Here is a 22,840-nt window from a genome sequence, read left to right on the forward strand (position 1 = left end):
GAAGAATCAAACTTCGCCATTATGGTAAAATACTGGAATCATTGGTAACCAAAGCCAGCAACTTCGAATCGGGCGAGGAAAAAGAAGTCCTAATCAAACTGTTGGCCAACCACATGAAAAAAAGTTATTTGGCCTGGAATAAAGATGCAGTGGACGATGAGAAAATCTACGATGATTTGGACATTCTTTCCAAAGGAAAGATCCAACGCACCGACTTGGATCTGACTGAAACAAAGGAAATTCTCTTCCGAAACAGAAAAAAAGTTGTGCCAGCAAGCAACAACCGCAACCAAAAGAAACACCGTAAACACGATTAATCTACCACTCCGGAGATGGCAACATTTCATATTGAAGGGGGCAAGAAACTAAAGGGTACACTTGAACCGCAAGGCGCTAAAAACGAAGCTTTGCAGGTAATCTGTGCGACATTGCTTAGCCCGAAAAAAATTACAATTAGTAACATTCCAGAAATAAGGGATGTGATCAAACTTATCGAATTACTATCCGAACTGGGCGTTAAAACCGAACGTCTGGCAAAAGGTTCTTATAGTTTTCAAGCAGACGAGGTCGACCTGGCTTACATGCAAACCAAGCGATTTGCACAACAAGCCATCAGCCTCCGTGGATCAATAATGATCGTCGGCCCAATGCTGGCTCGATTCGGTGAGGCTTATATCCCACAACCGGGGGGAGATAAAATCGGGCGCCGCCGATTAGACACTCACTTTGTCGGCCTGCAGAAACTGGGCGCCCAGTTTGTCTACGATTCTGAAAAACATTTTTTCAGTGTGCGTGCTTCAAAACTGCATGGCAAGTACATGCTGCTCGATGAAGCCTCGGTAACCGGCACCGCCAATATTTTAATGGCTGCAGTTCTGGCCGAAGGACAAACAACAATTTATAACGCAGCCTGCGAACCCTATTTGCAACAACTCTGCAGAATGCTGGTTGCCATGGGCGCGAAAATTACCGGGATAGGATCAAACCTGCTCCATATCGAAGGGGTTTCGAGCTTAAACGGATGCGACCACCGAATCCTGCCTGACATGATTGAGGTCGGTAGCTTCATTGGTCTTGCAGCTATGACCGGCTCTGAAATCACGATCCCAAATGCCGGAATTGAACATCTGGGAATCATCCCTGATTCGTTTAAACGACTGGGAATAAAACTCGAAATACAAGGCGACAACATTCACATTCCAGTACAGGAGGAGTACGAGATTGAGACCTTCATCGATGGGTCAATCATGACAATTGCTGATGCGCCATGGCCGGGATTGACTCCCGACTTACTGAGTATTTTTTTGGTGGTAGCCACTCAAGCCAAGGGAGCCGTATTGATTCACCAAAAAATGTTCGAAAGCCGTCTGTTCTTTGTCGATAAACTGATAGACATGGGTGCGCAAATTATTCTATGCGACCCACACCGGGCCACCGTAATTGGATTGAACAAAAAAGTTCAGCTACGAGGCACGACCATGACCTCACCCGACATTCGTGCAGGGGTTTCCTTGTTGATTGCAGCGCTATCGGCTCAAGGGAGTTCCAGAATTTCGAACATCGAACAAATCGACCGCGGGTATGAGGAAATTGACACACGATTAAACGCGATTGGTGCTTCGATCACGCGAAGCGACATGCAGTAGGTTTTGTTAAAGTTTCTAAATAAAAATCCAACAGCAATCCTTTAGGCTTGAATTTTGTTGATTTTGTTCGATTAGCATCTTTTATACATTTAAAAAGTTACCGTATGAATCAAAAATTGATACTCGCAGTTCTCTTATTTGTAGGACTTCTCGCGCCTTCGATGGCTCAGGCACAGGCAAAAATTGGAACCAACGTGGGAGATAAAGCACCTGAAATCATCGAAAAAACAGTCAAAGGTGACGAGCTTAAACTATCATCACTAAAAGGCCAGGTCGTATTGATCGACTTCTGGGCATCGTGGTGTGGCCCTTGCCGCCGCGAAAACCCAACAGTTGTCGCAGCATATGAAGCCTACAAAGACCAGAAATTCGAAAACGGAAAAGGTTTTACCGTTTATAGCATTTCGCTCGACAAATCAAAGGAAGCTTGGCAAAAAGCAATAAATGACGATCATCTGGTTTGGGAGAACCACGTAAGTGACCTGAACGGATGGAACGCCAAATACGCAGCAATATACGGCGTACGAAGCATTCCGGCGAATTTCCTAATCGATGGTGAAGGAATTATTGTCGGCCGCAATCTTCGTGGTCCGCAGCTCGAAGCAGCGTTGAAAGAATTAGTGAAATAATTGCTAACATCGCAATAAATCAGAAAGGTGGTACTGCGTACTGCCTTTCTTTTTATAATTTTGTCAGCTTTTAAGGATCGGCAAATGTCAAATTGTCCCAAATAATGACTGGCAGCATTTTTGTAATTTGTCAGACTGTTAAATTAAAATTTTAAACCGCATGGCAGAAGAAAAGATTGTAAATGAGCAAGAACAAGGTGCAGATGAACTTGTAAAGGACCAAAAAGAGGCACCTGAAGAAACTGCTAAAAAAGAAGACAAACACGACAAAAAGTCAAAGAAAGATAAAACGCACGAGCAGATCGAGAAATTGGAAAATGAAGTAGCCGACATGAAGGACAAACACATCCGTTTGCAGGCTGAGTTCGACAATTTCCGGAAACGCACATTGAAAGAAAAGATGGAATTAATGAAATCAGGCGGAGAAACTGTCCTGATGAATATCATTCCCGTCGTAGATGATTTGGATCGTGCCCTAGCTGCCTTCAGCGAAATTGAAGATGAAAACCCGCTGAAACAGGGAGTAACATTGATTTACAATAAGTTTCAGGAATTCCTGAAGCAAAATGGAATCAAAGAGATTGAAGCGAAAGAAAAAGACTTTGACACCGACCTTCATGAGGCCATCGTTAAAATTCCGGCTCCAACAGAAGAACTAAAAGGCAAAGTTGTTGATGTGGTACAAAAAGGATACCTGTTACATGAAAAAGTTATTCGCTTTGCCAAAGTTGTAATTGGCGAATAAATAGAGCAAAACCAGGAAGAGCATGACAAAAAGAGATTTTTATGAAATTTTAGGCGTTAGCAAAAGTGCTTCGGCTGAAGAAATAAAGAAAGCTTACCGCAAAAAAGCGATTCAATTTCACCCGGACAAAAACCCGGGCGACCACGAAGCGGAAGAAAAATTTAAAGAGGCGGCTGAAGCATACGAAGTGCTGAGCAACCCGCAAAAGAAGCAACGCTACGACCAATATGGTCATGCAGGAGTTGGTGGTGCTGCCGGAGGTGGATTCGGTGGTCACGACATGTCGATGGACGATATCTTTTCAATGTTCGGCGATATCTTTGGTGGTGGATTTTCTGGCGGTGGATTTAGCGGCTTTGGTGGTTTTGGCGGCGGCGGACGCAGTCAGGGACGCCGGGTACACCGTGGTTCCGACCTTCGTGTTAAAGTTTCCCTCAGCCTAAAAGATGTTGCCGAAGGGGTCGACAAAAAGCTCAAACTAAAAAAATACATTCCCTGCGACACCTGTCATGGTTCAGGAGCTGCCGGTGGATCAGACTACACAACCTGTTCAACCTGCCATGGGAGCGGACATGTTACCCGCATAACCAACACCATGCTCGGACAAATGCAAACCAGTTCTGCCTGTCCGACTTGTAACGGCGAAGGCCAGATCATTAAAAATAAATGCACCAGCTGTCATGGCGAAGGTGTGGTTCGTGGCGAAGAAGTTGTTAGTTTTAGAATCCCAGCCGGTGTTGCCGAAGGAATGCAATTGAATGTTTCCGGAAAAGGAAATGCCGGACGTCGTGGTGGAGTAAACGGCGATCTGCAGGTGGTGATCCAGGAAGAACAACACCCGGATCTCATTCGCGATGGCAACAATCTGATCTACAATTTATTTTTAAGCATGCCGGATTTCATTTTGGGGACAACTTCCGAAATCCCGACGATCGAAAATAAAGTAAAAGTGAAGATTGAAGCCGGAACGCAGCCGGAAAAAATCCTCCGCCTGCGCGGCAAGGGTTTGCCGGATGTAAATGGCTATGGCAAGGGAGACCTGTTGGTTCGCATACATGCCTGGACGCCGAAAAAAATAAGTTCGGATGAAAAGAAAATGCTTGAAAAGTTGCAACAATCGGCAAACTTCCAAGCTGTCCCAGGAGAAGGAGATAAAAACTTCTTCGAGAAAATGCGTGACATTTTTGAATAAAAATACGCGATGATAACATTCAAAAACCTCCTGCTACAGGAGGTTTTTTTGTTTCCATACAAACCGATATTTTTACACTGAAATAAACTCGATATCGCATTTCCGTCAAAAAACCAACAAAAATCATTTCTTAATTTTAAATTAACAGGAAATTCTTTGCTCGCCTTTCAATTTATAATTATACTTGCAACACCAAAATAAAAGAAATGAATCTCAATTACGGACATCACGGCCACCATCACCATATCTTAGTACAAGGTAGGCCGTAATTCTTTTGTCCTTATTGAAGCAAAAAAATATTAACCCAAAGAAGGCTTACCGCAAGGTAGGCCTTCTTTATTTTTAATTACCGATCATGACACAATTGAAGATTGCAGTCCAAAACAAAGGACGTTTGTTTGAAGATTCTATGGCATTAATTAAAGAAACCGGAATCAAATTTTCATTAGGCAGTAGCCGTGTACTGGTGGCTTCAGCCAAAAACTTTCCGATGGATGCCCTTTTCCTGCGTGATGACGACATCCCGCAAACCGTTGCCGATGGCGTTTCCGATATTGGCATCGTAGGTGAAAATGAAGTGCTCGAAAAAAAGATGGATGTAGTGATTGCCAAAAGACTCGGCTTTAGCAAATGCCGCCTATCACTGGCAATTCCAAAATCGGACGAGTACAACGGTGTTGAATATTTCATCGGCAAAAAAATTGCGACTTCGTACCCGGTAATCCTTCAGGACTTCCTTGATAAACACCAGATAAAAGCTGAAATTCACGTAATCAACGGATCGGTTGAAATTGCCCCCGGAATTGGTTTGGCTGATGCGATTTTCGACATCGTTTCATCGGGATCAACCCTGGTAAGTAACCGTTTGAAAGAAGTGGAAGTAGTTACGCCCTCTGAAGCCTTGTTAATCGCTACTCCAAACCTGAGTGCCGAAAAACAAGCTATTTTAGATGAACTTATTTTCCGTTTGGAATCGGTACAACGCGCCGAAGGGAAAAAGTACATTGTACTAAACGCTCCGAAAGATAAAGTAGCCGAAATATCAGCTATCTTGCCGGGAATGAAAAGTCCTACGGTAACAAATTTAGCTGAAGAAGGCTGGGTTTCTATGTCGTCGGTTATTGCAGAAAAGGAATTTTGGGAGATTATTGGAAAACTAAAGACTGCGGGTGCCCAAGGAATTTTGGTCATGCCAATCGAAAAGATGATTTTCTAGTCCCAACCCAATCTCTGAAGTATAAATTTTTGATTCAAATTCGTGCATGAAACGCTATATCAATCCATCACCTGAAGAGTGGCCGGAAATACTAAAAAGGCCATTGTTTAATGCGACCGATCTTGCCGGACGGGTGCAAGGCATTTTAGATGAAATTAAAGCGGAAGGCGAAACGGCTGTCCGCAAATACACCGAGCAATTCGATGGTGTGGTTCTTCAAGACCTGACTGTAAGCGAAGCTGAGATAGACGAGGCGGTCGGGTTGACTGATCCGGAGTTGAAATCAGCGATTGAAAACGCAGCGGCAAACATTCTTCGCTTTCATGCACAACAAATGCAGGAACTGACCAAAGTTGAAACCAGCCCGGGTGTCATTTGCTGGCAAAAATCGGTTGCGATTGAAAAGGTAGGATTATATATTCCGGGAGGTTCGGCGCCACTTTTTTCAACGGTCTTAATGTTGGCACTTCCAGCAAAAATTGCCGGTTGCCGCGAGATCGTACTTTGCACGCCCCCCGGAAAGGATGGCAAGATTAACCCCGCCATTTTATTTGCAGCCAAATTGGTCGGTGTCACTAAAATTTTCAAGCTTGGAGGCGTGCAAGCCATTGGAGCAATGGCCTACGGAGCTGGAGATGTGCCGAAAGTCAACAAAATTTTCGGCCCGGGAAACCAATATGTGATGGCAGCCAAACAACTTGTCAGCATTAGCGATGTCGCCATCGACATGCCTGCCGGGCCTTCCGAGGTTGCAGTTATGGCTGACGACTCGGCCAACGCTGCCTTCGTCGCGTCCGACCTGCTGTCGCAAGCCGAACATGGGCCTGACTCACAAGTGATACTGGTGAGCAAATCAGAGAAACTTATTTCCGAGGTTGAAGTCGAATTGGAAAAACAGCTGAACGAACTAAGCCGAGCTGAAATTGCTGTAAAAGCACTGCAAAACAGCGTTGCCATTGTATTGAATTCTGAGTTCGAAATGATCGAAATGATCAACGAATACGCACCGGAACACCTGATTATTTCCATGAACAATTACCTTGAAGTGGCTGACAAAATCACAAATGCAGGCTCGGTTTTCCTGGGAAATTACACACCAGAAAGCGCTGGCGACTACGCATCGGGAACTAACCACACATTACCCACCAACGGCTGGGCTCGTTCGTTCAGCGGAGTTAACCTCGACAGCTTCATCCGGAAAATTACCTTTCAGGAAATATCAAGAAATGGCATTCAGAATCTTGGACCAGTCATCGAAATTATGGCTGCTGCCGAGCAACTTGATGCGCACAAAAATGCGGTTACCTTGAGATTGGAAGAAATCAAAAACAAAAAATAAGAACCTGGAATCATGAATCTTGAACTGCTATTACGAGCCAATATAAAAAACCTGAAACCCTATTCATCAGCCCGCGATGAGTTTTCAGGTGAAGCGATGGTTTTTCTGGACGCCAACGAAAACCCCTTCAACGCGCCTTACAACCGATACCCCGACCCCCTTCAGCGCGAATTGAAAGACAAAATTGCAGGCATCAAAAACTGCCCGGCTGATCGTATCTTTCTGGGCAACGGAAGCGACGAACCAATCGACCTGTTGTTCCGTGCTTTCTGCGAGCCGGGAGCCGATAACATCGTCTCCATCGACCCAACTTATGGCATGTATCAGGTTGCAGCCGATATTAATAACATTGAGGTGCGCAAATTGAAGCTAAAGGAAGACTACAGCTTTGTTGCCGACGAGCTGTTGACTGCCGCCGACAGTCGTACAAAATTGATCTTTGTTTGTTCTCCCAACAATCCAACCGCCAACCTGATGGATAAATCGGAGATGTTGAAACTCATTCATAATTTCAACGGCTTGGTTGTTGTCGACGAAGCCTATATTGATTTTGCACCGGGCGCAAGCCTGTTGGACGAACTCGACCAGTATCCGAATCTGGTGATCTTGCAAACTTTCTCCAAAGCATGGGGAATGGCAGGAATCCGACTGGGCATGGCTTTTGCATCGCCTGAAATCATTCGCATCTTCAACAAAATAAAATACCCCTATAACATCAACATTCTCACGCAAAAAAAAGCCATTGAACTCATTACACAGGAAAACGAAAAACAAGCGTGGGTCGAATTGCTGATCGAAGAACGCAGCAAACTGGCCGTGCAACTGGAAACCTTTCCGTTCGTGGTTAAAGTTTACCCTTCAGACGCGAATTTTTTACTGGTGAAAATGTACGATGCAAGAGGCATCTACGACTACCTGATGGAAAACGGGATTATTGTCCGCGACCGCTCGAAAGTAATTTTGTGCGACGACAGCCTGCGAATCACAGTTGGCTCTCCCGAGGAAAACGAAATTTTAATAGCGAAACTAAAAGAATTGATTTAAAGAACCACATCGGTACTGAGAATACATAGAAGAATAAACGAACACCTATGCCCCATGTACCTATTTGGTTTCCAATACATTTACCATGAAAAAAGCTTTATTCATCGATAGAGACGGAACCTTGATCATTGAACCGGCTGACGAACAGATTGATTCGCTTGAAAAGCTGGAGTTTCTGCCCAAGGTTTTTCGGAATATGCATTTCATCGCCAAAAATCTCGGCTACGAGCTGGTGATGGTCACAAATCAGGATGGCCTGGGAACCAATTCGTTTCCGGAAGACACCTTTTGGCCGGCACACAACAAAATGCTGAAAGCGTTGGAAAATGAAGGCATCGTATTCGATGATATTCTTATCGATCGCCATTTCCCGCATGACAACGCGCCGACCCGCAAACCGGGAACCGGACTGATGGGCAAATACATGGATGGCAGCTACGATCTGGCAAACAGCTTTGTTATTGGCGACCGATTGACAGACATTATGCTGGCCAAAAACCTGGGAGCAAAGGGCATCCTGATCAACGACGGATCGTTGGTTAATGAAATGAAAGCGATGCAGCTAGAACCCTTCTGCGCGCTGATTACAACCGACTGGGACGATATTTACGCCAAAGTAGCCGCACCGGAGCGAACTGCCCGTGTGCAACGCGACACCAAAGAAACAAAAATACTGGTTGAGCTGAATTTGGATGGAACCGGAAAAGGTAACATTAGTACCGGACTGGGGTTCTTCGACCACATGCTCGACCAGATTGCCCGCCATGCCGGAGTTGATCTGACCATTCAGGTAAGTGGAGATTTACAGGTTGACGAGCATCACACGATCGAAGACACCGGACTGGCATTAGGAGAAGCTTTCAAACTAGCTTTGGGCGACAAACGAGGTATCGAACGCTACGGCTACTGCTTGCCAATGGACGATTGTCTGGCTCAGTGCGCGATCGATTTTGGCGGCCGCCCATGGATTATCTGGGATGCCGAATTCAAACGCGAAAAAGTTGGCGATATGCCAACCGAAATGTTCTTCCATTTCTTCAAATCATTTTCCGACACCTCGCTTTCGAACCTCAATTTGAAAGCTGAAGGGGACAATGAACACCATAAAATTGAAGGTATTTTCAAAGCACTTGCCCGTGCACTAAAAATGGCAATCAGAAAAGATGTGTTTAACTTTGAACTTCCTTCAACTAAAGGAACACTCTAGTAAAACAAACCACAAAGAAGGTATCAAACGAGAAAATCCTGAACAGCTTTGAGTTCTTCGTGAAAAAACTTAGAGCCGTTTATGTTGTAAAAACCAAAATATGAAAAGCATAAAACAACTTCGTGAAAAAAAGAACACTGCCATTCTTTTGATTCACTGTCCTGATAAACAAGGAATTTTGGCAACAGTTACCGAATTTCTGAACGAAAACAATGGCAATATCATTTACCTGGATCAATATGTCGACCGCGTTGAGAAGATTTTCTATATGCGGGTTGAATGGGAACTGGAAGGGTTTGCAATTCCGGCGGATAAGTTTCGTGAGTACTTCGACACTTTGATTGCCTCGAAACTGGAAATGAACTATTCAATCCATTTTTCGAAGCAAATTCCACGTATGGCTATTTTCGTATCGAAAATGTCGCATTGCCTGTTCGATATTCTTTCTCGCTACACTGCCGGTGAGTGGGATGTTGAAATTCCCGTTATAATCAGTAATCACAAAGATCTGGAACCCGTTGCCCGTCGTTTCGATATTGATTTTGAATACATTCCGGTGACCAAGGAAAACAAAGCGGAACAGGAAGCCCGTGAAATTGAGCTGCTGGCGAAATACAAGGTTGATTTTATCGTACTGGCTCGATACATGCAGGTTCTTTCGGCCGATTTTGTCAGTCAGTATCCAAATAAAATCATCAACATTCACCACTCTTTTTTACCTGCTTTTGCGGGGGCCAAACCGTATCATGCGGCACACGAGCGTGGAGTGAAAATTATTGGAGCAACCAGCCATTACGTGACCAGCGATCTGGATGGAGGACCAATAATTGAACAGGATGTGACTCGCTGCAGTCACATCGATACCATTGAACGGTTGGTACGCAAAGGTCGCGATTTGGAAAAAATCGTCCTATCGCAGGCTGTATTCAAACATCTTCAACGAAAGATTTTGGTCTACAAAAACAAAACAGTTGTTTTCAGCTAAAACTTGCGGATAATGATTCGAAAATCATTCAAAATAAAAACCCTTTGTGCCCTACTGTTCGCTCTAATTGGCTTTCAGGCATGCGGACAGGACGATTACGGCTACCTTGTAAAGCTTGGTGATCAGGCACCTGATTTTGAAACGACTACCCCGGATGGCCAAAAAGTAAAGCTTTCCGATTTGAAGGGCAAAGTTGTAATGCTTCAGTTTACAGCTAGTTGGTGTAGTGTTTGCCGTAAGGAAATGCCCCACATTGAGTCTGACATTTGGAACAAACACAAAGACAATCCGAACTTTGCCTTGTTTGGAGTCGACCTGGACGAACCTCTGGAAATAGTAGCTTCCTTTGCCAAACAAATTCCGGTGAGCTACCCGCTTTTGCTCGATCCGAAAGGTGGCATATTTTATAGCTATGCCGAAAAAGGAGCCGGAGTCACCCGCAATGTGATCATCGACCAGGAAGGAAAGATTGTTTTTCTGACTCGTTTATTCAAACAAGAAGAGTTTGAGAAAATGAAGGAAAAAATAAATGAACTCTTGAACAATCAATTATGAACTTAATCATCATTAAATACAACGCCGGAAATATTGAATCGGTCAATAACGCCCTTCAACGTTTGGGTGTTTCGGCCGAAATAACCGGCGATCACGAAAAGATTAAAGCCGCCGACAAAGTGATTTTTCCGGGAGTTGGCGAGGCCAGTACCACCATGGCTTTTCTAAAAAAAGAAGGACTCGACCAGTTGATTCCTTCCCTCACTCAGCCGGTTTTAGGCATCTGTCTGGGTTTGCAGCTTATGTGCAGCTATTCTGAAGAGGGCGACACGGCCTGCCTCGGAATTTTTGACGAACAGGTGAGACGTTTTCAACCCAAAGCCGGAATGGAATTCGTAACCAAAGTACCACACATGGGCTGGAACACCATTACAGACTTAAAGAGCGCTTTGTTCGACGAGTCGCTGAATGAGCAATTTGTGTACTTTGTTCATTCGTACTATGCCACCGTTGGTGAGCACACTGCCGCTGTGGGAAATTACATCAACCCGTTTAGTGCCGCCTTGCAAAAGGACAACTTTTACGCGACCCAATTCCACCCCGAGAAAAGCGGACCTATTGGGGCGAAAATACTCGAGAATTTTTTAAAAATTTAAGCCCCTCCTAACCTCCCCGAGGGGAGGAATGAAGAAGGAGAGCGAATTAAACACTATATAATAACCAGCAAAATCTGATTTCCTCACCAACGGAGGGAGCCAGGGGGAGGCCAATATATGATCACAATAATTCCTGCCATCGACCTGATTGACGCCAAATGCGTTCGCTTGTCGCAAGGCGACTACAACCAAAAAACGGTTTACAACGAAAACCCGCTCGAAGTAGCCAAAATGTTCGAGGACGCCGGTATAACACGCCTGCACCTGGTTGATTTGGATGGCGCGAAAGCCAAGCATATTGTCAATTACAAAGTATTGGAAACGATTGCTTCGAAAACGAATTTGGTGATTGATTTTGGCGGTGGGCTAAAATCGGACGAAGATTTGAAAATAGCCTTCGAAAGCGGTGCCCAAATGGTAACGGGTGGCAGCATTGCCGTAAAAGACCGCGAAACGTTTCTGAGCTGGATTGAAAGCTACGGAGCCGGAAAGATTATTTTAGGTGCCGATGCCAAAGATAAAATGATTGCTGTGAGCGGATGGCAGGAAGTGTCGGAGTTGCCAATTATTGACTTTATTGAAAGTTATACCAGCAAAGGCATTCAAAAGGTGATCTCGACCGATATTGCCCGCGATGGCATGCTCAGCGGCCCCAGCATCGAATTGTATACCGAAATTATGGCGCAATTTCCCACGCTCGAACTGATTGCCAGCGGCGGAATAGCGACCATGCAAGATATTATTGAACTCGATGAAATGGGCGTTCCGGGTGTTATTACCGGCAAAGCCATTTATGAAAATCGAATTAGTCTGGAGGAAATCAGCAAGTTTATCTTGTCATGATTTGGATTTTGAACCTTGGAATTTGAAGAAATGTTAGCAAAACGAATCATACCATGCCTGGATATCAAAGACGGTCAGACCGTTAAAGGCATCAACTTTGTAAATATAAAGACCGTTGGCGACCCGGTTGAACTGGGTGCCATGTATGCCGAGCAGGGAGCCGACGAACTGGTTTTCCTCGACATCACCGCTACGCACGAAGGCCGTAAAACCTTCGTGGATTTAGTAAAACGCATTGCCCGCGAAATCAACATTCCGTTTACCGTTGGTGGCGGAATCAGCGAAATAAAAGACGCTGAAGCCTTGTTGAGTGCCGGAGCCGATAAAATAAGCATCAACTCATCGGCTGTACGTAATCCAAAACTGATTGATGATCTGGCACTCAACTTCGGAACCCAGTTTGTGGTGGTTGCCATCGACGCCAAAAACTACGATGGCCGCTGGACAGTGACGGTTAATGGCGGGCGCATTCCAACGGACAAGGAATTGTTCAGCTGGGCTAAAGAAGCCGAAGATCGAGGCGCCGGAGAAATTCTGTTCACCTCGATGGATCACGATGGCACCAAAGCCGGGTTTGCCAATGTCGAGCTGGCAAAAATGGCAGATATGCTGAAAATCCCGATTATCGCTTCGGGTGGTGCCGGAAACATGGATCACTTTGTAGATGTTTTCACCACCGGGAAAGCCGATGCCGGGCTGGCCGCAAGTATTTTCCACTACAAGGAAATTGGAATACCTGATTTGAAACATTATCTGAGCGAAAAAGGCATCCCCATTCGACTGTAAAACCAATGCTCTAACCATATGCAAAAACGACTAACCCTACTGTTCTTTTGTATGCTGATCGTATCGTCGCTGTTCGCTCAGGACGATCTGGACGCGCAACTGCTAAAACAAACCCCGAACTGCGAAAGTGTGGCGTTCAATTCTACGAAGTTGATTAATCGCTATTTCGACCAATCTAACATAGATTCGATCAGTCTGGTGGTTAATAAATGGGACGAATTTTGTGGCGAAACAGAACCGCTTTTCCGGGTTAAAGTGCTCACCAACATTACATTGGCGACCTTCAGCGAAGACCAAATTTCGGAACGCGAAACCGAGATGAATCTGATCATCAATTACCTGGATCGAAAGGATTTGGCGGCCGAAAAGAATTACCATCAGCTATATGAATACTACAAATTCTATTTGGGCTATGTTCCGCTGAATTCAGATTTCGACCTCACAACAGTAGCTTGGGCAACCAGCCTGTTGGAGGACAACACCGACCTTTCGCCATCTGAAAAAGCCTACTGCCTGCTTTATTCAAACCAAACGGATGAGTTTTGGAACTATCTGCAATCAAGCGACATGCAAGGTAGTAAATTGGCCGATCGATATAACAGCGAGAAAGAACGTGTTGAAAATTTATGGGATGGGCACCTCAATTTTTTCAGCGGAGTTTTTGTTCCAAGTTCGAGTTTAAACGACGTGATTGGAGTGAAACCAATCTTCGGTTTTCAGCTGGGAGCTAAAGTGAAAAAAACACAACTGGATTTAACGATGTCGTTTCGTCCCGGCAACGCGAAAGAATATTACGATGTGTATTTTCAAGGCCAGACATTTCCAACCCGTGATCATCTGGGTGGCTATATCGGACTTGATTTTGCCCGGGAGCTCACCAATAATTTCAAGCGGGAACTTGATTTGGAATGGGGAATTGGAGCCGACTTCATGGATGTAATTTCCGGCGATCCGGATGTTACTGACGATAGCAAAACACTTGTGTCATTCAATTTTAATTGTGGTCTGGGCTACCGCTTTTATCTTAAAAACATGAACTACATCGGCTTGCATGGAAAGTACAACCTCATCAACTTTAACAATAAACGAGGCACTGATTTGAGTGGGAATTACCTATCGTTCACCCTCTCTTACAACTGGTTCGGAAATCCGACCAAATACAAATTACTGGAAAAAATGAAATTAAAATAACGCACAATGACTCAAGTAGATTTCAACAAAATGAGCAATGGTCTGGTTCCGGCCATCATTCAGGACAACAACACCAACAAAGTTTTGATGTTGGGTTTTATGAACGAAGAGGCTCTGACCAAGACAGAGGAGCTTGGCAAAGTTACGTTCTTCAGCCGCACAAAAAACCGCCTGTGGACTAAAGGCGAGGAAAGTGGTAACTTTCTAAATGTCGTTTCTATTGCTTCGGACTGTGACAACGACACCTTACTGATAAAAGTAAATCCGGTTGGCCCGGTTTGCCACACGGGAAGCGATACCTGCTGGGATGAAACCAACAGCGGCGATGATGTGATGTTCCTGAAACATCTGCAAGACTTTATCGACAAACGGAAAGCTGAAATGCCCGAAGGTTCGTACACCACTTCGCTGTTCGAACGCGGAACCCGCACAATAACCCAAAAGGTGGGCGAAGAAGCGGTAGAAACCATTATTGGCGCAATGGCCAACGACGACGAAAACTTTCTGTACGAAGGTGCCGACCTACTTTACCACCTCATTGTGCTGCTAACGCACAAAGGTTACCGAATTGAAGATTTGGCCCGTGAACTGAAAAAACGCCACAAATAGTCCCCCATCGAAGGAACAGAAAGCCGATCAAAATACAATGGCCGGCTTTCTGTTTTTCATCTTCCACCTCAGAAAACACTCACCCCTTTTTTCCCAACCTACAAATAAATTGATCCTCAACTATTTATTTGGCCACTGGAAATTGTTACTTTAGTCTGATCTACTAATGAAATACGATATGACAATTCGAGTAATTATTTCCGTTTTCCTGTTTTTTGCCAGCGGAATATCTGTGTTTGCACAACCGGTATCGAATGAAGTGATACAAAAACTCGTGGAGAGCTTTAAAAAAGATCCGAAAGGACCTTACCAACAAATTTTGTGGTTTTGTCCCGACGGATCGACCGTATTACCGAAGGAACGATGCCCGCAACCCGGCGGAGTACAACGTGCAAAATACAAGGCGGAAGTTATTAATCTGGCGAAAACAAATCATGTTTTTCTAGGCCAGATTCTATCGACAACTCCCTTCGAAGACTTTTGGGATTCGGCAAATAACCATTCCCGGTTGAAACAGTACCTGCTCGAAAAATACCTTCAAAGTATCGATCAGGGCTGGGTGCTTCGCCGTGCTCAATTTTATCGTGGAGCCATTCAGGCAGAAGATGAAAGCGCCTGGGGAATCAAGTTTTTCAATTGGCTCCTGGCTGATGACGAGCTACTACGAACCAACTACTTCCTTATTCGCGAAGCCACAAAAACGATTCCTCACGCACAGGAGACAAAAGGATTGCAAAACATTCGTTCGCTAGCAGTGATGGTTGCTGAAGGCTACCCCGAGTTTATGGACTTGCGGGTTAAAATTCACGGGCAACCCGATCAAACTGATATTGAACGAGTCAAATCATTCAAAGCGAAAAACAACGGAAAACTTAGTAGTGCCAGTCAGGATCAGATTAACAAATTAATTGCGGAGCTGGAGAACTATTATCAACCCATCAATCTCAAGGAGTTGGAAAGCTTTGTGGGGAAAGTGCCTCCCGGCTCTCCGCTACGGTCAACTTTGTTTACATTCACGAAAGAACATGCTAACAGTCGGGGCGAACAACGCATACGTGCCATTAGCGACATGATGTATGCCATTCGGGAAAACCTGCTCACCGAAAAACCGGCAACCCGACTGGCTTTTCTCGACGTTTCAACCCGACTGGAGGAGTTTTTGTTCACCGAACTCACTAACTACAAACCCACAAACTTAAAGGGAGTGATTAGCCTGAACGCCATACTCGCCAAGGCAGCGGCGGCGTGCGGATATATTGAACAGTGGGAATGGCAGCTTGTACAAAAACAACTTCAACCTGAGGGAACTAACGAACTACCAATGGCTACCCTGCAAAAACTGCACGATGCGGCGCGTGGCATTATTGAATGGGGAACAGGAATGAACCGGGCTGTATTTTCTGAAACGCTGGATCATTTCGGTGCATTTGAACCACTGGCCTATCATTTCACCGACGACCGTATCCGCTCATCGATCCTGCTGCCACTGGGGGCAACAGTTAGTCGGCTGGGCGATTTCATCTATACAATTTCCAACCAGTCGAACCAAGTTATGGATATCGACAACCAAAGCCATTTCAGAGGGTTAAACCCGGGCTATGCCAAAGGAGAACTGGTGGTTATTGATGGAAATGCTGAGCAACTCGACGTATCGCGTGATAAAATATACCTGTTTAGCAAACCACCATCCGACTTAAAACCTGTAGCCGGAATCGCCACTGTTTCCGAAGGAAATATGGTTTCGCATGTGCAACTGCTGGCCCGAAATCTTGGAATCCCGAACGCAGTTCTTTCAATGCAAAACCTGGCTGATTTAAAAAAATACAACGGAACGACTGTTTTTTATGCTGTTTCGCCCAAAGGGAAAGTAATTATAAAGCCGGAATTACAAATGAGTCCTGAAGAGAAGAAATTGTTTGATGTAAAGAAACGAAGTGACGAAAAAATTGCGATCCCGGTTGAACGAATTGAATTGAAAGAAACCAAATTAGTCAATCTACGGCAAGTGAACGCCACAAACTCGGGCAAACTATGTGGCCCAAAGGCAGCCAATCTGGGGCAACTTAAACAGCTTTTTCCCGATCATGTTGTCGAAGGGCTGGTGGTTCCCTTTGGAATCTTCCGCCAGCATATGGATCTGCCCATGCCCGGAACATCCGGATCGTACTGGAAATTTCTGAACGAGACATTCAAAGTAGCGGCAGAAAAACGAAATTCCGGCATTGCCCTGAGTGAAATCGACACATTCGTTCTTTCCCAATTAGCGACCTTGCGCGAAGCCATAAAAAAAATGGACCTGCTGCCCGCACTTAAAGAAGACCTGAAAAAGCAATTTCAATCGGTATTAGGAAAACCACTGGGACAAATTCCGGTATTCCTGCGCAGCGACACCAACATGGAAGACCTGAAAGATTTTACAGGAGCAGGCCTAAACCTAACCTTATTTAATGTTCTGGAAAGTGAAAAAATTATTCAGGGAATCAAAGACGTTTGGGCCTCACCCTATTCTGAAAGAAGCTACAAATGGCGTCAAAGTTACCTCCTGAATCCTGAAAATGTTTTCCCTTCCATTTTGATTATCCCAAGTGTGGATGTCGACTATTCGGGCGTGCTTATCACCAAAGGAGTACAATCCGGCAAGACTGACGAACTGACAATTGCCTTCAGTCGGGGTGCCGGAGGAGCTGTTGACGGGCAGTCAGCAGAATCGCACGTGCTGGAGCCCAACGGAACCAACCAGCTAATTTCACCCGCTCGCGAGCCTCATTATACCAGTCTTCCGGCAAGCGGTGGAACTTTAAAGGTGCATTGCACCTTCGAAACGCCCATTCTGACAAACGAAAACTTACAGGCGATACGATTTTTTGCCAACAAATTGGATCTGCAACTTAAAGACAGCCAAGGCATATCGGGTAATGGCCCCTGGGATGTTGAACTGGGATTTAAAAACGACAAACTTTGGTTATTCCAGGTTCGGCCGTTTGTTGAAAACAAGCAGGCAAAATCGTCGAATTACCTGCAGTCTATTTCGCAAGACAGCAGTGCTCCCAAAACCGTATCACTTAATAGCATTTTAAAATGATCAAAATTAAATATACCGCAATACTTCTGCTTCTGATTTTTGCTTTCGCTGGTATTGCTGAAGGAAAACAGAACCAATATCCAATTGATGGCTATAAATCGACCAACATCAGACGACTGGCCCGTTTGCAAAAAATAATTGACGGTGAGATCAAAGATACCAAGCCCATTCCGGGTGCCTTAAAATCGATCAAAGACATCAAACTAAATCTGGTAGGCGAACGAGGCGATAGCTTAGAAACACTTCCCGTTCCGGACAAAAAACTACAGCAACAGTTGAATAGCCTTTTCCCAAATTTAGACGAAAGCTATTCGATCTCGCTGCTCGACATTACTCCCGGGCGCAAAATGAGGTATGCGTCCCGCCAGGAGACAAAGGGTTTTCAACCCGGCAGTGTGGGCAAACTGGCTGTTATGGCCGGACTCTTCACCGAGTTGGCTAATATCTATCCAAACTCGTTCGAAAAGCGAATAGAATTGTTGAAAACCCGTTTTGTACGTGCCGGCAAATGGGGCAACGTCGACTCGCACACCGTTCCATTTTTCAATCCGGAAACTGGCGATTTTTTCAAACGAACCGTTCGTGAAGACGATGTTTTTTCCTTGTATGAATGGGCTGATCACATGGTTTCAGTGAGTAACAACGGAGCTGCCAGCATATTGTGGCGCGAAGTAATACTCATGCGCGCTTTTGGAAAAGCATATCCAACACTGAGCGAGGAACAGGCAAATGACTATTTTTCAAAAACACCCAAAACAAGCCTAAAAACCTTGGCGGTAGAGCTTGTAAACGAGCCGTTGCAACAAATCGGTATTACGAAAGAAGAATGGCGTTTGGGCAGTATGTTTACTCAGGGAGCAAAACAAATTGTCCCCGGCGAAGGAGGGAGCATTGGCACGCCTCGCGGAATGATGAAATTTTTGGTTGCTATGGAGCGTGGCAAGCTGGTCGACCGGCAATCGAGTCTGGAAATCAAACGTCTGCTGTACATGACCGACCGGCGTATTCGTTATGGCTCGTCGCCTCGCCTAACCAATGCAGCCATCTATTTTAAATCGGGGAGCCTTTACAAGTGCAAACCAGAGGAAGGTTTTGAATGCAAAAAGTACATGGGAAACGTCGAGAACTTTATGAACTCGGTGGTGATTGTTGAACAACCTGATGGAACGACCTACATGATCGCCTTGATGTCGAATGTACTTCGAAAAAACTCCAACCTCGATCACCTTGGCTTGGGCAGCAGTATTGACGACCTGATTCGGAAGAAATAGCGTTAAGCACCTTTGGTCATCGAACGGAAAGCCCGGTCTGCAAAATCTCTCACTTTGGGATTTTGAGCGCCTAAATAGGGCTTAACCAACAGCATATGCTTGGGGTCGGCCAACCGTTCCAGCAAATGAAATACAGCAAGCTTTAATTTTACGTCAATGCCTTCAAGCAACATTTGGTAGCAAGCTGTTTCATCCGGACGTTTATCAGCAAATAAGCCCAAAGCGGGCTCTGTCATGGGGTTCATGATTGCAGTCTCCAAAATAGGGATCAACACCTTTTTCAAACGGGTCTCCAGTAGGTTATCGAGAAACTCAACGGCGTTCATCCTAAGATCAGCCTTGTCGCTTTGAATGCCTTTGTAAACGGTCAGGATATCTTCGGGCGGATACCGAAGTTCCAGCAATCTGAAAATCCGCTCCAAACTTCCGTCCAGCCGACGCTCCAGCAAATCAATCAGACTTTTTCGCGCATCGGTAATTGCCGGTGATTCCGGACTATTTTCAACCGGATTGACCAATCTCATCTTCAAAACTACCAAACTGTTCTGATACAGATTTGCTTCCTCCACAATTCGACTCATGACCAAACGCTTATCGAAATACAGATGAGGAAAACGCTGCTTAATATTGTTCAGTGCTTTCAAACTTTCAAGATGCACCAGATAGTCTTCATAATCCAACAGATCGAATAGAAACTCGATCGCTCGCTGACTGTCGATTGTTTCGGCCACTGCCGGTAACTTGCGGACCAAATCGAACGACACACCGGATGAATGGATTAGTTTAAAGAAGAATGGAAACACTTGAATCCCGTAGCCGGAAAGAGCTCGCTGTGCGGCATGCCTGTACTGACTGACATTCAGGAACTCAACCAGTTGACTAATAAACTGGGGATGAACCGAGTTGCCTGCTGCATCAATCGACTTCAGTACAATATCCGAATCTTCCGAATGAAATCCATCTTCAATATAACGGAAATAACCAGTAGCCTCGGAAATTCCAACGACTTCGATTAGAAGCATCTGAAGCTCTTTGGTCGCTTCCGGATCTGTACTTTCATTCATTTGGCGAATCCGATCCTGAATTCGATTCCCGAATGAAAACCAATTCTGGAGTTCGTGATTGCCCCTTGTTTCCCATGCCAAAGCAATGAGAGCTGCCTCACTTATTTTCGCATCGGGATGCACTAAATACGACTCAATAAATTCAACCCGATTGCCAGGAGCCAGCGCCAGCAAATATTCAAAAGCACTCACACGCACCTGCTGATCCGGATCGGTAATCAAACTCAGCATGTCGCCCGAGAGATTATGATTCAAATAGGTTCGAAGGTTGCTTATTACCTCCGCTCTGACTTTGGCCGACTTATGATTCAGCAATTTCTTCAAGCCCAGGTAGAAACGTTCATTGGGAACTTCCCTAATCTTCTGAAGTACATAGAGCAGCTGCCGTTCATTCCCTGTTTCCAGTTGCTTCAATAACCCTCCGATAACCGATTCCTCTGAAGCCTTTTTATTGTCGGGTTTCTTCCTGTTCGTTTTCATACTGATCTTCATCTTAAACGACTTCAGGTACTCCTTGCGAACCTGTTGCGCGAAATAAGCCCAGATTAGCAACAACCCAATAATCATCAAACTAATCCAATTCGTTGACAGGTTCAACCCGTTGACCAAAAATATCAGAATCAGGCCACCAACACCAGTTGCGGCACTATCGACAAAAACGTCGATAAACGACTTGGTTTTGTTCTTTATTTCGAAAGGAATTGGCAATGCCAGCAACTCGGTAGCCGATTTATTGATTGACTGCTTCAAACTGCCATCGCTCAGTTTTATAAATACTGCTGCCCCCAACACCGGAAAAAAAAGCATGGCAACAGCTCCAAAGAAAATGGCGCCAGGCAAAAACAGCAACGATGTACCAACGCCAAACACACCTACCACACGTCGGGTAATAAACAATTGAATGACCAGCGAAAGTAAGTTGAAGTTGGAAAACCAAAAGCCAAAAAAGGCGGTCAGCCGGTCCGGATCCGGGATCGCCAGCGACGCGATAGCACTAAATTGGTAATCAACCAATTTAGCCACAATAACGCTCACACCTATAATCCCAGCCATAAATGTCAGATGCCGTGATTTTCGGATTAACTGGTAGGGGTTCTCAGACAAACTGTTCTCCGGCTTCAGCTGCTGCGGTCCTAATTGAATACTGCCTTCTTTCTCATTCCAAACCAGCTTAGTAATCCAAATCGTTGGCAGCAAAACCAACATACTGAAAAAGATAAGATTCTCACTCCCAATAATTGGCGCCATAATCGAGGTCAGATAGCCACCGAAAATGCCACCTGCAATTGCACCTGCTCCAATAAACCCGAACACACGTTTTGCTTCGCGCGGATTAAAAACCATATTAGCTAATACCCAAAATTGCGATGACGAAACCACTGCAAATAAAGCCACCCAGATGTAAAACAGCAAAAGGACTATTTGAACCAGCACATTTAACCGCAACAGAACACCGAATAAAAATAACGCGATCACTGACGCGATCAGGCTGCGGGTCATGATTTTTTGAAAGGAATACTTTGATAACAAACGGGAATAAGCCCAGGAAACGCCAATAGCCGTAACAGCCACCAACATAAAGGCGGTTGGCAAATAGGAGTAGCCAAACGAGGAAAGAAAGAGTGAGTTTACGATCGGTTTGACAATAAGCAAGGTTGAAATGATCAGGAAAATATTGAGCTGCATATACAATACTCTCCGGTATTCGCCCACACGAATATCAAATGACTTGTTCAAAAAATACTGGAAAGCTTCCCGGAACACATTCCTGACCGAACTTTCAAAATTTCTCATTGTTAATGGATGCTATTTTGATAAAGTTAAATCTTTATCAGTCTCATCCAAAACATCTTCAACGGTAAAAATAAGTTGTCGTAAAATACGTTCGCCATCGTCATCCTGCAGCAGGCCAACCAAAATAAACTTCTCTTCTTTCCCCCAAACCAAAATGGAATCGGCATGATAATTTTGCCATGTCCCCGATTTACGGAATAACTTGGCATTGGGTCTTAATTTTTCAATTGAGTTTACAAACTTATGATGAATCTCCGGATCAATCAGCATATCCAACATTTGCTGAGATCGCTCCGGACTTACCAATTTTCCGTGAATCAGCAAATAGTAGAACCGACACACCTGATCGGCTGTTGCAGCGTGACTAAGCCCTTTGATTGGTTCCGGATAACGAGCTCCGGTTTTTGCATATCTTTTTCCAACCCATAAACCACCGCCCTGATCTTCATCGTATAGCTTGTAAGCCGCATCGGTCACCACGCTTTTTATTTTCTCATAGCCCAATAAATCGATTAAACGGGTGGTTGCTTCATTATTCGATCGACTAATCATCAGCCGCATATCTTTTAAATTATCAGCCGTTTCTTCGACTTCTCCTTTTTCCAACGCGTCGGTCATCGCCAGCAAAACAGCAATTTTCGGCAAACTGGCCGCATACATAATATTGTCGCCATTGACGCTGGCAAAACGAATGTTGTTCATATCGCTCAGATCAACCAGCCCCACAGCCATTTTTTTAGTCTCTAATAGCCGGCTCCATTTAGCGTTCTTTTTCAGCTTATTTTCAAGGCTGCGTTGTAAAGTCGTATTCTTCAGCTCGTGTAGAGGCTTAAACTCCTTGTCTCTAGTGTATATGGGGAGTCCCAACGCATTATGAATTGCTCGTTCTTCAACCGTTTTACTGGCACAACCAATAATAATGATTAACACTAGAAACAAAACAACAAAAAACTTCGATCTCATTTCCCGATCTCCTTTCATGTAAACAATACTACTTCCGGAAAAAACAAAAACACATATCTATCTGTACTACTGACACTTGACCA

General features: G+C 44.7%; 20 protein-coding genes. 18 read left to right on the forward strand and 2 right to left on the reverse strand.

Annotated elements, in window-relative coordinates; all coding sequences use genetic code 11:
• The 18 genes from ABZD21_RS10365 to ABZD21_RS10450 form a co-directional block, all read left to right on the forward strand.
• Positions 1-317 (forward strand): DUF4290 domain-containing protein (locus tag ABZD21_RS10365; RefSeq protein ID WP_372774911.1); only part of this gene is annotated, 317 nt, incomplete at its 5' end.
• 15 nt (positions 318-332) lie between these two features.
• Positions 333-1,646, forward strand: coding sequence for a UDP-N-acetylglucosamine 1-carboxyvinyltransferase (gene murA / locus ABZD21_RS10370; RefSeq protein ID WP_372774912.1), 1,314 nt, complete (start codon positions 333-335; stop codon positions 1,644-1,646).
• Between the two features lie 104 nt (positions 1,647-1,750).
• Positions 1,751-2,275: a TlpA family protein disulfide reductase gene (locus ABZD21_RS10375; RefSeq protein WP_372774913.1), complete on the forward strand. Its 525-nt coding sequence runs from the start codon at positions 1,751-1,753 to the stop codon at positions 2,273-2,275.
• Positions 2,276-2,435: 160 nt separating this feature from the next.
• Positions 2,436-3,020, forward strand: a complete 585-nt coding sequence (locus ABZD21_RS10380; protein WP_372774914.1) for a nucleotide exchange factor GrpE — start codon at positions 2,436-2,438, stop codon at positions 3,018-3,020.
• A 22-nt stretch (positions 3,021-3,042) separates the two neighbouring features.
• Complete coding sequence (gene dnaJ, locus ABZD21_RS10385) at positions 3,043-4,212, forward strand: molecular chaperone DnaJ (protein WP_372774915.1); 1,170 nt, start codon at positions 3,043-3,045, stop codon at positions 4,210-4,212.
• A 355-nt stretch (positions 4,213-4,567) separates the two neighbouring features.
• Entirely contained in the window at positions 4,568-5,428 is an 861-nt protein-coding gene (gene hisG / locus ABZD21_RS10390; protein ID WP_372774916.1) for an ATP phosphoribosyltransferase, read from the forward strand.
• A gap of 46 nt (positions 5,429-5,474) precedes the next feature.
• The gene (gene hisD, locus ABZD21_RS10395; RefSeq protein ID WP_372774917.1) at positions 5,475-6,767 is read left to right on the forward strand and encodes a histidinol dehydrogenase; all 1,293 of its coding nucleotides are present in this window, start codon (positions 5,475-5,477) and stop codon (positions 6,765-6,767) included.
• A gap of 12 nt (positions 6,768-6,779) precedes the next feature.
• On the forward strand, positions 6,780-7,811 hold the full coding sequence (gene hisC / locus ABZD21_RS10400) for a histidinol-phosphate transaminase (protein ID WP_372774918.1): 1,032 nt from the start codon (positions 6,780-6,782) through the stop codon (positions 7,809-7,811).
• A gap of 85 nt (positions 7,812-7,896) precedes the next feature.
• Positions 7,897-9,018, forward strand: a complete 1,122-nt coding sequence (gene hisB / locus ABZD21_RS10405; protein ID WP_372774919.1) for a bifunctional histidinol-phosphatase/imidazoleglycerol-phosphate dehydratase HisB — start codon at positions 7,897-7,899, stop codon at positions 9,016-9,018.
• Positions 9,019-9,118: 100 nt separating this feature from the next.
• On the forward strand, positions 9,119-10,003 hold the full coding sequence (gene purU / locus ABZD21_RS10410) for a formyltetrahydrofolate deformylase (protein WP_372774920.1): 885 nt from the start codon (positions 9,119-9,121) through the stop codon (positions 10,001-10,003).
• 12 nt (positions 10,004-10,015) lie between these two features.
• A complete protein-coding gene (locus tag ABZD21_RS10415) occupies positions 10,016-10,558 on the forward strand; it encodes a TlpA family protein disulfide reductase (protein ID WP_372774921.1) in 543 nt (180 codons plus the stop codon).
• Positions 10,555-11,154, forward strand: a complete 600-nt coding sequence (gene hisH, locus ABZD21_RS10420) for an imidazole glycerol phosphate synthase subunit HisH (RefSeq protein WP_372774922.1) — start codon at positions 10,555-10,557, stop codon at positions 11,152-11,154. Before ABZD21_RS10415 ends, hisH begins: the two co-directional genes overlap by 4 nt.
• Before the next feature lie 117 nt (positions 11,155-11,271).
• Entirely contained in the window at positions 11,272-11,997 is a 726-nt protein-coding gene (gene hisA / locus ABZD21_RS10425; RefSeq protein WP_372774923.1) for a 1-(5-phosphoribosyl)-5-[(5-phosphoribosylamino)methylideneamino]imidazole-4-carboxamide isomerase, read from the forward strand.
• A 30-nt stretch (positions 11,998-12,027) separates the two neighbouring features.
• Entirely contained in the window at positions 12,028-12,783 is a 756-nt protein-coding gene (hisF, locus tag ABZD21_RS10430) for an imidazole glycerol phosphate synthase subunit HisF (protein ID WP_372774924.1), read from the forward strand.
• An 18-nt stretch (positions 12,784-12,801) separates the two neighbouring features.
• Positions 12,802-13,974 carry a hypothetical protein gene (locus ABZD21_RS10435; RefSeq protein ID WP_372774925.1) on the forward strand — a complete coding sequence of 391 codons (1,173 nt, stop codon included), beginning with the start codon at positions 12,802-12,804 and terminating at the stop codon, positions 13,972-13,974.
• Positions 13,975-13,980: 6 nt separating this feature from the next.
• Positions 13,981-14,583: a bifunctional phosphoribosyl-AMP cyclohydrolase/phosphoribosyl-ATP diphosphatase HisIE gene (gene hisIE / locus ABZD21_RS10440; protein ID WP_372774926.1), complete on the forward strand. Its 603-nt coding sequence runs from the start codon at positions 13,981-13,983 to the stop codon at positions 14,581-14,583.
• Positions 14,584-14,761: 178 nt separating this feature from the next.
• Entirely contained in the window at positions 14,762-17,665 is a 2,904-nt protein-coding gene (locus ABZD21_RS10445; protein WP_372774927.1) for a PEP/pyruvate-binding domain-containing protein, read from the forward strand.
• Positions 17,662-18,936, forward strand: coding sequence for a serine hydrolase (locus ABZD21_RS10450; RefSeq protein ID WP_372774928.1), 1,275 nt, complete (start codon positions 17,662-17,664; stop codon positions 18,934-18,936). The genes ABZD21_RS10445 and ABZD21_RS10450 overlap by 4 nt, the downstream gene beginning before the upstream one ends.
• A gap of 2 nt (positions 18,937-18,938) precedes the next feature.
• Here ABZD21_RS10450 and ABZD21_RS10455 read toward each other — a convergent pair whose 3' ends face one another.
• Positions 18,939-21,794: a hypothetical protein gene (locus ABZD21_RS10455; protein ID WP_372774929.1), complete on the reverse strand. Its 2,856-nt coding sequence runs from the start codon at positions 21,792-21,794 to the stop codon at positions 18,939-18,941.
• A gap of 12 nt (positions 21,795-21,806) precedes the next feature.
• The gene (locus ABZD21_RS10460; RefSeq protein WP_372774930.1) at positions 21,807-22,757 is read right to left on the reverse strand and encodes a serine hydrolase; all 951 of its coding nucleotides are present in this window, start codon (positions 22,755-22,757) and stop codon (positions 21,807-21,809) included.
• Positions 22,758-22,840 lie beyond the last annotated feature (83 nt).

Origin of the sequence: Mangrovibacterium sp., from assembly GCF_041596335.1 — a bacterium.
GTDB lineage: Bacteria > Bacteroidota > Bacteroidia > Bacteroidales > Prolixibacteraceae > Mangrovibacterium.